We start from the raw sequence: 11,841 nt of genomic DNA on the forward strand, positions 1-11,841 counted from the left end.
CAGCCGAAATAGCTAATGAGGACCGAGGATGTCTAACGGATTCTATCGTCACCTGAGCGAGCAGCTCGAACAGGTCAAAGCGGAAGGCCTGTACAAGCAGGAACGCATCATCACCTCGGCCCAGCAGGCCAGGATCGCGGTGGGCGGGGAGCAGGTACTGAACTTCTGTGCCAACAACTACCTGGGGCTCGCCAATCACCCCGACCTCATCGCCGCCGCCCATCAGGGGCTGGACAGCCACGGCTTCGGCATGGCCTCGGTGCGCTTCATCTGCGGCACCCAGGATCAGCACAAGGAACTGGAGCAGAAGCTGTCGGCCTTCCTCGGCACCGAGGACAGCATCCTCTACTCCTCCTGCTTCGATGCCAATGGCGGTCTGTTCGAGACCCTGTTCGGCGCCGAAGACGCCATCATCTCCGATGCACTCAACCACGCCTCCATCATCGACGGCGTGCGGCTGTGCAAGGCCAAGCGCTATCGCTACGCCAACAACGACATGGCCGAGCTGGAAGCCCAGCTCAAGCAGGCCAACGCCGATGGCGCCCGCTTCAAGCTGATCGCCACCGACGGCGTCTTCTCCATGGACGGGGTCATCGCGGACCTGAAATCCATCTGCGATCTGGCCGATAAATACGATGCCCTGGTGATGGTGGATGACTCCCACGCGGTCGGCTTCATCGGCGAGAACGGCCGCGGCACCCACGAACACTGTGGCGTGCTGGACCGGGTCGACATCATCACCGGCACCCTGGGCAAGGCGCTCGGCGGCGCCTCCGGCGGCTACACCTCCGGCAAGAAAGAGGTGATCGACTGGCTGCGTCAGCGCTCCCGTCCCTACCTCTTCTCCAACTCGCTGGCCCCCTCCATCGTCGCAGCCACCATCAGGGTGATCGACATGCTGGCCGAGGGCCACGCACTGCGTGCCAGCCTGAGAGAGAACAGCGACTACTTCCGCACGCGCATGAGCGCCGCCGGTTTCACCCTGGCCGGCGCCGATCACGCCATCATCCCGGTGATGCTGGGGGATGCCAAGCTGGCCTCCGAGATGGCGAGCCGCATGCTGGCCGCCGGCATCTACGTGGTGGGCTTCTCCTTCCCGGTGGTGCCCAAGGGTCAGGCCCGCATTCGCACCCAGATGTCCGCCGCCCACAGCCGTGAACAGCTCGACAAGGCGATCGACGCCTTCATCCGCATCGGCCGCGAGCTCGGTGTCATCTGATTGAAACGGGGCCGCTATCGGCCCCATTTTTTGCACTCTCTTGCTGCGAACACCCCATCCGGCGCAGCGTCCTGAGGAAGTCTGTCATGAAAGCACTCTCCAAACTGAAGAAAGAAGTCGGCATCTGGATGACGGATGTCCCGGCCCCCGAGCTCGGCCACAACGATCTGCTGATCAAGATCCGCAAGACCGCCATCTGCGGCACCGACATCCACATCTACAACTGGGACGAATGGTCCCAGAAGACCATCCCGGTGCCCATGGTGGTGGGTCACGAATACGTGGGAGAAGTGGTCGCCGTCGGTCAGGAAGTGCGGGGCTTCGCCGTGGGCGACCGCGTCTCCGGTGAAGGTCATATCACCTGCGGCCACTGCCGCAACTGCCGCGCCGGTCGCACCCACCTGTGCCGCAACACCATAGGCGTCGGCGTCAACCGCCCCGGTTCCTTCGCCGAATACCTGGTGATCCCGGCCTTCAACGCCTTCAAGTTGCCGGACAACGTGCCCGATGAGCTGGCCGCCATCTTCGATCCGTTCGGCAACGCCGTGCACACCGCCCTCTCCTTCGATCTGGTGGGTGAAGACGTGCTCATCACCGGTGCCGGCCCCATCGGCATCATGGCCGCCGCCGTCTGCCGCCACGTCGGCGCTCGCCACGTGGTGATCACCGACGTCAACGAATACCGCCTCGAGCTGGCCCGCAAGATGGGCGCCACCCGTGCCGTCAACGTGAGCAAGGAGCAGCTCTCCGACGTCATGGCCGAGCTCGGCATGACCGAAGGCTTCGACGTGGGGCTGGAGATGTCCGGCGTCCCCAGCGCCTTCCAGGACATGATCGACAAGATGAACAACGGCGGCAAGATCGCCATGCTCGGCATTCCTCCCGCCACCATGGCCATCGACTGGGGCAAGGTGATCTTCAAGGGACTGTTTATCAAAGGGATCTACGGCCGCGAGATGTTCGAGACCTGGTACAAGATGGCCAGTCTCATCCAGTCAGGGCTGGATCTCTCCCCCATCATCACCCACAACTTCCACATCGATGACTTCCAGCAGGGCTTCGACGCCATGCGCTCCGGCCAGTCCGGCAAGGTGATCCTGAATTGGGATTGATAACCCCGGCAAGCTGATATTCAACCGGGATAAATCAGTCTTTTTCCCTGCCTGCCTCAGAAAACCCGGCGAAAGCCGGGTTTCTTTTTGCCAGCCCCCACCTCCGAGGCCCTGTCGCCGTCGAATTTTTATTCGCAGATTGCTTAACACTTCACACACAAGCGTTTAAATGCCTGTAACTATTCGGTTATAATCCCGTCGTTTTCTAGGGATAATAAGAGCCTGCTGGGAGTACATGAGCGTGTTGAGAAAACTGAGCTATTTGCTGGTTGCCGGAATGGCGGTTGCCAGTCTGTCCGGCACCGTATTTGCCGCCGACGAGATGTCAGCGGATGCCATCGCCGAGCGTATCGCCCCGGTCGGCCAGGTATACACCGCCAAGGATCTGGAAGGGATTGCAACGGCCGCCGCGGCGCCCGCTGCCGCATCGTCCGGTCCCCGTGACGGCGAGACCGTGTTCAAGGGGGCCTGCTTCGCCTGCCACGACACCGGCGCGGCCGGTGCACCCAAGCGCGGCGACAAGGTCGCCTGGGCACCCCGTATCGCCAAGGGCATAGACACCCTGAAGAAACACGCGATCGAGGGCTTCACCGGCGAGGCTGGCATGATGCCACCCCGCGGCACCTGCGCCACCTGTAGCGACGAAGAGCTCCTGAATGCCGTCCACTACATGATCGACAAGCTATAAGTAATTGAAAGGGCTTCTATTGAAGTCCTTTCAATCTGTTTACTTCCGGCCACCCTTGAAGGTATGTTCATTCGGGAGTTTTGCATGTCAGCCCAGCCCACCACACCGCACGACTCCGCGCCCTTGCTGGCGATCGTCTCCTCCATCATGGATTTTCCTGCGCCCGGTGCCGCCTCCCGGGAGGACTACGGCCGGCTGCTTGCGCAGTTGAGTCGACTCTGCCCCCTGCAGCACTTTGCCATGCTGGGGCTGGCGAATGATGGCCTGCACTGGGTCTATGAACATCGGCTCGACGAGGATTTCAAACAGCAGCTGGGGCGCGAAGAGCCCCGCCTCACCGAGCAGCTCACCCAGCTCGATGAACATCAGGGCTGGTGTGTGCAGGCGGTGGAGCATGGGGAGGTGCAGTGGCTGCTGGCCTGCGCGGCCCCCGAGCACCTGCCCACCCTGCGGCTGTTGCTGGAGTGCCTGGCCAAACGGCTGCATGAGACCCAGACAGGTTCCCAGCTGGCGGGACAAGCTTCTCCCCTCATGCAGCGGGATCCTCACTGGCAGCAGAAGATAGAAAAGATCAGCCGTATCATGCGGTTGGCCCACAGCCTGCCCCAGCATGCGCTGCTCTCCCAACTGGAGGCCGTGCTGCGCCAGATGCTGGCGGTCAACGACATGCTGCTGATCCGGCTCGACAGCCAGCGGCTGGAGAAGCTGTATCCGGTGCAGCTCTCCTATGGTGACGACTTCATCAGGGCGCTCTGTCACAGCACCAACGGCGTCGAGCGATACGAGGCGGGGCAATATTGGTACAGCCTGCCGCTGCGCCAGCAGCAGCAGTATTTCGCTCACCTGCTCATCAATACCGCCCAACCGCTGGAGACCGATGATCGGCTGTTCCTCGACTTCCTGCGCCACCAACTGACCCTGTTGCTGGAGCTCAAGCGTGTCCGTCAGCAGCTGGACGACATCCATTCGGAAGAGTCCATCAATCAGCGGCTGCAGCAACTGCGCCAGACCAATCTCAGGCTGCAGAAACAACTCAAGCAGCATCAGGAGCTGGAGCGGCGGCTGCAATTCAACGCGCTGCACGACCCTCTGACCCAGTTGCCGAACCGGGCCCTGCTGATGAATCACCTCCATCACGCCATGACCCGCTATCGCCGTTACCAGACGGCCGGTTTCACCCTGATCTTCATCGATGTGGATCACTTCAAGCAGGTCAACGATGCCCTGGGTCACGGCGCCGGCGATCAGCTGCTGCAGGAGCTGAGCAAGCGGCTGCAGAGCTGCATCAGGCAAAACGACATGGTGGCCAGGCTGGGAGGGGACGAGTTCGTCATCTATCTGGATAACAGCCAGCAGGAGGAAGACGTCAGCCCGGTACTGAACCGCCTCGTCGGTCGCATCGCCCACCCCTTCAGGTTGCAGGGCAATGAGCTGAGCATCACCGTCAGCCTGGGGGTGGCCAGCGTCTCTGAACAGACCACGGACGTCAGCGAACTGCTGCACCAGGCAGATCTCGCCATGTACCAGGCCAAGCGCAACGGTCGCAGCCGCATCGTCAGTTATTCCGAGGCCTGCCGGGATCACACGGGTTCACCGGAGGAGCGGCTGACCAGGGCCCTGCGGGAAGGCCGGATAGTGCCCTACTTCCAGCCGGTGATCCGGCTCGAAGACAGTCGCCTGACCGGGCTGGAGGTAATGGCGCGCTGGATAACGGAGGAGGGAGAGCTCAAGGATGCCTTCGATTTCATTCCGCTGGCCGAGCAGTGCGGCCTCATCCAGGAGCTGGATCGGCAGATCCTCAGCCGCACCTGCCAGCAGTTGAAGAGCTGGCTGCCCGTCTCGGGTCAGAGCCGCTTCAAGATCGCCATCAACCTCTCCGGCAAGCACCTGGCCAGCCGTGAACAGGTCATGCAGCTGGTCAACATCATAGAGCAAGAGGGGGTGGTGCCGAGTTACTTCATCTTCGAGTTCAACGAGCGGGAGCTGTCGCGGCAAAACGTCGATTCGCTCACCTCGTTGCACGAACTCAGGGCCAAGGGCATCCAGATCAGCCTTGACGATTTTGGCACCGGCTTCTCCTCCCTCAACGCCCTGTTCCACTTCCCGGTGGACTACATCAAGGTGGATGACAGCTTCACTCACCGGATGCTGAATTCCCCGAAGGATCTGGCGCTGATCCGTGCCATGCGGGACATCTGTCAGGATCTCGACTTCACCCTGGTGGTCGAGGGCATCGAAAACCAGCAGCAGTTGCAGAAGCTGATCGAGCTGGGCTGTACCATGGGACAGGGGCGCCATATTTCTCCTCCCCTGCCCGGAGCCGACATCACCCCCCTGCTGAGCCAGACAAACTGATGCCGCGCAAGCCTTCCTGAACTCAGTCCTTCTTGAACATGGCCCGCAGGTTGGCAATCCCGACCTGCCCCTTCTGCTGACGCTCCTCGGGCGTCACCTTCTTCTGATTCTCCCACTCCAGATCGTCCTGGGGCAGTTCCAGCAGGAAGCGGCTGGGCTCGGGCCGCACCGATTCCCCGTATTGGCGCCGCTCCTTGCAGAGGGTGAAGGTCAGCTCGGTCTGGGCGCGGGTGATGCCCACGTAGGCGAGGCGACGCTCCTCCTCCACGTTATCTTCGTCTATGCTGGTCTGGTGTGGCAGCAGACCCTCCTCCATACCCACCATATAGACATAAGGAAACTCCAGCCCCTTGGAGGCATGCAGCGTCATCAGCTGCACCTGATCCGCGTCATCCTCCCCCTCGTTGCGCTCCATCATGTCCCGCAGGGTGAAACTGGTGACCACTTCAGGCAGGGTCATGGGCTCGTTCAATTCATTCCCCTCCAGCTTCTCAACGAGCCAGCCATACAGTGTGGAGACGTTTTTCATCCGCATCTCGGCCGCCTTGGGGCTGGGCGAGGTCTCCATCAGCCACTCCTCGTAGTGGATCCCCTTGATCATGTCTCGCACCGCCTCCACCGGGTTGCCGCGCTGGGCCTGTTCGCCGAGCCGCGCCAACCAGTTGGTGAAGGCTTGCAGGGCGACCAGGCCGCGGCCCGAGAGATGCTGCTCCAGCCCCAGCTCTGTGCTTACGGCAAACAGGCTCTTGCCGCGCTGGTTGGCATACTGGCCCAGTTTTTCGAGCGTGGTGGGGCCTATTTCCCGCCGCGGCAGATTGACCACCCGCAGGAAGGCGGTGTCCTCGTCCGGATTCACCAGCAGCTTGAGGTAAGCCATGATGTCCTTGATCTCGGTGCGCGAGAAGAAGGAGGTGCCTCCCGAGATACGATAGGGAATGCGGTTGGTCATCAGCGCCTTCTCGAAGATCCGCGACTGATGGTTGCCCCGGTAGAGGATGGCGTAATCCTTGAAGCGGGTGCGATTCATGAACTTGTGGCCCATCAGCTCGGCGGCGATCCGCTCCGCCTCGTGCTCTTCATTCTTGGCGAACAGCACCTTGACCGGCACCCCATAGTCGAGCTCGGAGAACAGCGCCTTGTCGAACACGTGGGGGTTGTTGGCGATCAGGATGTTGGCGCATTTCAGGATGCGGCCCTTGGATCGGTAGTTCTGCTCCAGCTTGATCAGCTTGAGGCTCGGGAAATCCTCGTTCAGCAGCACCAGGTTCTGCGGCTTGGCACCGCGCCAGGAATAGATGGACTGATCATCGTCCCCTACCACGGTGAAACGGGCCCGCTCGCCGACGATCTGCTTCACCAGCTCGTACTGGCTGGTATTGGTGTCCTGATATTCATCGACCAGCAGGTAGCGGATCTTGTTCTGCCAGCGGGTGCGTACCTCGTCATTGCTCTTGAGCAGCAGGGTCGGCATCACGATGAGGTCGTCAAAATCCAGCGCGTTGTAGGCCACCATCTGGCGATGATAACGCTCGTAAAGCTGGGCCATCAGCACCTCTTCCGGGCCCTTGGCGATGCGCATGGCACGGGCCGGCAGTATGAGGTCGTTCTTCCAGTTGGAGATCTGGCTGATGAGGGCCGACAGCTTGTCCTTGTCGTTGTCGAGCTCCGCCTCGGTCAGCTCCTTGAGCAGCGCCAGCTGATCGGTATCGTCGAACAGGGAGAAGTTCGCCTTGAGATTCAGACTCTTGTGCTCACGGCGAATGATGTCGAGGCCCAGGGTATGGAAGGTTGAGACCATGAGCCCCCGCGCCTCCTTGCGGCCCAGGGTCTGTCCGACCCGCTCCTTCATCTCCCGCGCCGCCTTGTTGGTGAAGGTGACCGCCGCTATGTTGCGGGCGTTATAGCCGCACTGCTGCACCAGGTAGGCGATCTTGTTGGTGATGACACGGGTCTTGCCCGATCCGGCGCCCGCCAGCACCAGGCAAGGGCCGGAGACATGCTTGACCGCTTCGTTCTGATTCGGGTTGAGCTTCATGGGCCGGATCTCTTGGCTTATGATGAGGGGCGGCATTGTAACAGAAATCGTCAGCGTCGCCGAAGCCGAGCACTGGCCTGGTGCCATGGTGCTGTGCAGGATCCCGGCACTTCACCTTGTGTTTGCGCGCCTTTTTCAGGATCATGACCGACTTTTCCAGAGGATGATGAGGGGAGCATGAACCAGCAACAGCACGCCCGGCTGCGCAGCCAGTTTCCGGCCTTGGCGCAGGAGGTCAACGGCCATCCCCTGGTCTACCTGGACAACGCCGCCACCACCCAGAAGCCGCAGTCAGTGCTGGATGCCATCGCCCGCTACTACAGTGCCGACAACGCCAACGTGCATCGCGCCGCCCATGCCCTGAGCGGCCGCGCCACCCGCGCCTTCGAGGCCGCCCGCGAGACGATGAGCCGCTTCATCAATGCCCCGCACAGTCGGGAAATCATCTGGACCCGCGGCACCACAGAGGCGATCAATCTGGTAGCCCAGAGCTGGGGGTTGAGCGAACTCAGGGCGGGGGACGAGATAGTGCTCAGCACCCTGGAACACCACGCCAATATCGTGCCCTGGCAGTTGCTCGCCGAGCGCACCGGCGCCCTCATCAGGGTCATCCCGCTGGATGCGCGCGGCGATCTCGATCTCGACGCTTACCACGCACTGCTGGGGCCACGTACCCGGCTGGTCAGCGTCGCTCATGTCTCCAACGCACTGGGCACCGTCAATCCAATAGAGCAGATAGTGGCGGCCGCCAAGGCGGTCGGCGCCCTGACCCTGATCGACGGGGCCCAGGCGGTGGCGCACCTCGAGGTAGATGTGCAGGCCATCGGCTGCGACTTCTATGCCTTCTCCGGCCACAAGCTCTATGGCCCGACCGGGATCGGCGTGCTATGGGGCAAGACAGAATGGCTGGAGCGGATGCCACCCTGGCAGGCAGGCGGCGAGATGATCGACAGGGTCAGCTTCGCCGGCACCACTTTCAATACCCTGCCGTTCAAGTTCGAGGCAGGTACCCCACATATCGCCGGGGCCATCGGCTTGGCCGCCGCCATCACATTTATCGAGCAGCAGGACAGAGCGGCTTTAGTGCGCCACGAGCAGGCCCTCACCGACTATCTGTTAGTTGGCCTGCAACAGGTGCCGGGCCTGCGTCTGATCGGTGAGCCCAGGCGGCGCGCCGGGGCCATCTCCTTCCTGCTGGACGAGATCCACCCGCAAGATGCCGCCACCCTGCTCGACATGCAGGGCATAGCGCTGCGGGTCGGCCATCACTGTGCCATGCCATTGATGGATAGCCTTGGCATCGGCGGTACCATGCGTGCCTCGCTGGCCTGCTACAACGATCGGAATGACGTGGATGCTCTGCTGGCGGCCCTGCACAAGTTAAGCGACTTCTTCTAAGGCGGATGATTGAAATGAGTGATCTCGCGACTTATACCCCCATCGGCCGAGAGCCGAATGCCGATACCATCCGCCAGCAGTTTGCGGCCGCCAATGGCTGGGAAAACCAATACCGCCTCATCATCCTGCTCGGCAAGCTGCTGCCCGTCCTGCCGACCGAGTGGCAGCAGGACGAGCTTCGCCTGAAGGGCTGCGAGAGTCAGGCCTGGCTGAAGGGGGAGAAGAGTGAGGATGGCTGCTGGCACTTCGCCTGCGACTCCGACGCCCGCATAGTACGCGGCCTCATCGTTATAGTGCTGGCGGCGCTCAATCACCAGACTGCGGAGGCCATTCAGGCCTTCGATATGACTGGCTATCTCGCCGAACTCGGGCTGGAGAAACACCTGAGCCCGTCACGGGGCAACGGGCTCAGGGCAATAGTGCTGGGGATCCGGGATCAGGCTTCAGCTTGATCCTCTGCCGCTGGCGGCATTTCTTCTGCCTTTGCGGCCGCCTCAAGGCGCTCAACTTTAGCCCCCCGTTCGGCAATCTTCTTCAGCACCCGGGAAGCGGCCACCAGACCAAAGGTCGCAGTCACCGGCGTCACGGCACCAAAACCGGAGGCGCAATCCATCTTCATGTTACCGTCGCTGGTCGCCTTGGCCTGACAGGTACCGCCATTGCCATCGGGATAACTCAACTGCTCGGTTGAGAAGACACACTCCACCCCGAACTTGCGAGCCGGATTCTTGCTGAAGTTGTGCAGACGGCGCAGATCTGAGCGCACCTTGGCGGCCAGCGGATCCTGAATGGTCTTGGCCAGATCGGCCACGGTGATCCGGGTCGGATCCATCTGCCCGCCGGCCCCTCCCGCCACTATCACGGGTATCTTGTTGCGCTTGCAAAAGGCAATCAGCGCAACCTTGGCCTTGACCGAATCGATGGCATCCACCACATAGTCAAACTCCCGCTTGATGTGCTCGGCCAGATTATCGGCAGTGACGAAGTCGTCCACCTCGATCACCTCGCAATCCGGGTTGATGGCACGAATGCGCTCGGCCATCACTTCGGTCTTCAGACGCCCGACGGTACCCTGCATGGCATGGATCTGGCGATTGGTGTTGGTGATGCAGATGTCGTCCATATCGATCAGAGTGATCTGATTGATGCCGGCCCGGGCCAGTGCCTCCGCCGCCCAGGAACCGACCCCGCCGATCCCCACTACGCAGACCTTGGCCTGACTGAAGGAGCCGAGCGCGCTCTGACCATATAGACGGGCAATGCCCCCGAATCGCTGTAGATATTCTGCTTTCATACCACCACCTTGCTTGAGGGCGGCCATTATAGCGGCAACAAGGGGTGGCAGCATCATCAGAAAAGATCGCGGATATATTGGAACAGGGGAAAAAGTGACAGCAAAGGTTGTATTTTCGGATATCAGAAATGAAAAAAGCCCAGTCTTTCGACTGGGCTTTTAAAGTGTGGCGGAGCGGACGGGACTCGAACCCGCGACCCCCGGCGTGACAGGCCGGTATTCTAACCAACTGAACTACCGCTCCGCAATTTGGTTAGCGCTTTGCTAATTCTGCTGCCGTTCAACGAGGTGTCATCCTCTCGGCCAATGACGTGACTTTGCACATCATCGTTTAATTGGGTGCCTGGCAGTATCCTACTCTCGCATGGCGAATGCCACACTACCATCGGCGCTACCGCGTTTCACTTCTGAGTTCGGCATGGGATCAGGTGGTTCCACGGCGCTATGGCCGCCAGGCAAAAAACTTCATCTGGAAAGCTGACGTGAATAACGACTTAGGCGTTTGCCTTGTCACTATCACTGAATTAGATAAGTAGTTCGTTCACTTGCTACAAGGCCCAGAACACTTCTTGGGTGTTGTATGGTTAAGCCTCACGGGTAATTAGTATGGGTTAGCTCAACACGTCGCCGCGCTTACACACCCCACCTATCAACGTTGTGGTCTCCAACGGCCCTTTAGGACCCTCAAGGGGTCAGGGATGACTCATCTCAGGGCTCGCTTCCCGCTTAGATGCTTTCAGCGGTTATCGATTCCGAACTTAGCTACCGGGCAGTGCCACTGGCGTGACAACCCGAACACCAGAGGTTCGTTCACTCCGGTCCTCTCGTACTAGGAGCAACTCCCTTCAATCATCCAACGCCCACGGCAGATAGGGACCGAACTGTCTCACGACGTTCTGAACCCAGCTCGCGTACCACTTTAAATGGCGAACAGCCATACCCTTGGGACCGACTTCAGCCCCAGGATGTGATGAGCCGACATCGAGGTGCCAAACACCGCCGTCGATATGAACTCTTGGGCGGTATCAGCCTGTTATCCCCGGAGTACCTTTTATCCGTTGAGCGATGGCCCTTCCATTCAGAACCACCGGATCACTATGACCTACTTTCGTACCTGCTCGACCTGTCCGTCTCGCAGTTAAGCTGGCTTATGCCATTGCACTAACCTCCTGATGTCCGACCAGGATTAGCCAACCTTCGTGCTCCTCCGTTACTCTTTGGGAGGAGACCGCCCCAGTCAAACTACCCACCAGGCACTGTCCGCGAGCCCGATTCAGGGCCCTGCGTTAGAACATCAAACATACAAGGGTGGTATTTCAAGGACGGCTCCAGCGCAACTAGCGTCACGCCTTCAAAGCCTCCCACCTATCCTACACATGTAGGTTCAATGTTCAGTGCCAAGCTGTAGTAAAGGTTCACGGGGTCTTTCCGTCTAGCCGCGGGTACACCGCATCTTCACGGCGAATTCGATTTCACTGAGTCTCGGGTGGAGACAGCATGGCCATGGTTACACCATTCGTGCAGGTCGGAACTTACCCGACAAGGAATTTCGCTACCTTAGGACCGTTATAGTTACGGCCGCCGTTTACCGGGGCTTCGATCAAGAGCTTCGCTTGCGCTAACCCCATCAATTAACCTTCCGGCACCGGGCAGGTGTCACACCCTATACGTCCACTTTCGTGTTTGCAGAGTGCTGTGTTTTTGATAAACAGTCCCAGCCATCTGGTCACTGCGACTCCC

Annotated in this window: 8 protein-coding genes, 1 tRNA gene and 2 rRNA genes (1 of these 11 cut by a window edge); 6 read left to right on the forward strand and 5 right to left on the reverse strand. The window is 60.4% G+C overall.

What is annotated here, in order from left to right:
• Positions 1-28 precede the first annotated feature (28 nt).
• From ACZ9IL_RS17390 to ACZ9IL_RS17405, 4 genes are all read left to right on the forward strand, one after another.
• Positions 29-1,219: a glycine C-acetyltransferase gene (locus tag ACZ9IL_RS17390; RefSeq protein WP_476004601.1), complete on the forward strand. Its 1,191-nt coding sequence runs from the start codon at positions 29-31 to the stop codon at positions 1,217-1,219.
• 86 nt (positions 1,220-1,305) lie between these two features.
• Entirely contained in the window at positions 1,306-2,331 is a 1,026-nt protein-coding gene (tdh, locus tag ACZ9IL_RS17395) for an L-threonine 3-dehydrogenase (RefSeq protein ID WP_476004602.1), read from the forward strand.
• A 235-nt stretch (positions 2,332-2,566) separates the two neighbouring features.
• Positions 2,567-3,019, forward strand: a complete 453-nt coding sequence (locus ACZ9IL_RS17400; protein WP_476004603.1) for a c-type cytochrome — start codon at positions 2,567-2,569, stop codon at positions 3,017-3,019.
• Positions 3,020-3,103: 84 nt separating this feature from the next.
• Positions 3,104-5,374 carry a putative bifunctional diguanylate cyclase/phosphodiesterase gene (locus ACZ9IL_RS17405; RefSeq protein ID WP_476004604.1) on the forward strand — a complete coding sequence of 757 codons (2,271 nt, stop codon included), beginning with the start codon at positions 3,104-3,106 and terminating at the stop codon, positions 5,372-5,374.
• Between the two features lie 22 nt (positions 5,375-5,396).
• On the opposite strand, the gene rep is transcribed toward ACZ9IL_RS17405, so the two are convergent.
• Positions 5,397-7,409 (reverse strand): DNA helicase Rep, encoded by a 2,013-nt coding sequence (rep, locus tag ACZ9IL_RS17410; protein ID WP_476004605.1) that lies wholly within the window; start codon positions 7,407-7,409, stop codon positions 5,397-5,399.
• Between the two features lie 177 nt (positions 7,410-7,586).
• Between rep and ACZ9IL_RS17415 the strand changes: the two genes are divergently transcribed.
• Together ACZ9IL_RS17415 and ACZ9IL_RS17420 are read left to right on the forward strand one after the other, a co-directional pair.
• Positions 7,587-8,807, forward strand: a complete 1,221-nt coding sequence (locus ACZ9IL_RS17415; RefSeq protein ID WP_476004606.1) for a cysteine desulfurase — start codon at positions 7,587-7,589, stop codon at positions 8,805-8,807.
• A 14-nt stretch (positions 8,808-8,821) separates the two neighbouring features.
• Complete coding sequence (locus ACZ9IL_RS17420) at positions 8,822-9,259, forward strand: SufE family protein (protein ID WP_476004607.1); 438 nt, start codon at positions 8,822-8,824, stop codon at positions 9,257-9,259.
• Here ACZ9IL_RS17420 and tcdA read toward each other — a convergent pair.
• The 4 genes from tcdA to ACZ9IL_RS17440 form a co-directional block, all read right to left on the reverse strand.
• A complete protein-coding gene (gene tcdA / locus ACZ9IL_RS17425; protein ID WP_476004608.1) occupies positions 9,244-10,101 on the reverse strand; it encodes a tRNA cyclic N6-threonylcarbamoyladenosine(37) synthase TcdA in 858 nt (285 codons plus the stop codon). The genes ACZ9IL_RS17420 and tcdA overlap by 16 nt on opposite strands.
• Positions 10,102-10,268: 167 nt before the next feature.
• Positions 10,269-10,345 (reverse strand) — tRNA-Asp (locus tag ACZ9IL_RS17430).
• A gap of 97 nt (positions 10,346-10,442) precedes the next feature.
• Positions 10,443-10,557, reverse strand: a 5S ribosomal RNA gene (gene rrf / locus ACZ9IL_RS17435).
• Between the two features lie 124 nt (positions 10,558-10,681).
• Positions 10,682-11,841, reverse strand: a 23S ribosomal RNA gene (locus ACZ9IL_RS17440) (it continues 1,730 nt past the right edge of the window).

Source organism: Aeromonas sp. TECH754 (assembly GCF_056279295.1).

Bases quoted from the DNA above. Each gene is read 5' to 3' on its own strand.
- ACZ9IL_RS17420 (WP_476004607.1), top strand. From the start codon at position 8,822: ATGAGTGATCTCGCGACTTATACCCCCATCGGCCGAGAGCCGAATGCC.
- tcdA (WP_476004608.1), bottom strand. From the start codon at position 10,101: ATGAAAGCAGAATATCTACAGCGATTCGGGGGCATTGCCCGTCTATAT.
- tdh (WP_476004602.1), top strand. From the start codon at position 1,306: ATGAAAGCACTCTCCAAACTGAAGAAAGAAGTCGGCATCTGGATGACG.
- ACZ9IL_RS17400 (WP_476004603.1), top strand. From the start codon at position 2,567: ATGAGCGTGTTGAGAAAACTGAGCTATTTGCTGGTTGCCGGAATGGCG.
- ACZ9IL_RS17415 (WP_476004606.1), top strand. From the start codon at position 7,587: ATGAACCAGCAACAGCACGCCCGGCTGCGCAGCCAGTTTCCGGCCTTG.
- rep (WP_476004605.1), bottom strand. From the start codon at position 7,409: ATGAAGCTCAACCCGAATCAGAACGAAGCGGTCAAGCATGTCTCCGGC.
- ACZ9IL_RS17405 (WP_476004604.1), top strand. From the start codon at position 3,104: ATGTCAGCCCAGCCCACCACACCGCACGACTCCGCGCCCTTGCTGGCG.
- ACZ9IL_RS17390 (WP_476004601.1), top strand. From the start codon at position 29: ATGTCTAACGGATTCTATCGTCACCTGAGCGAGCAGCTCGAACAGGTC.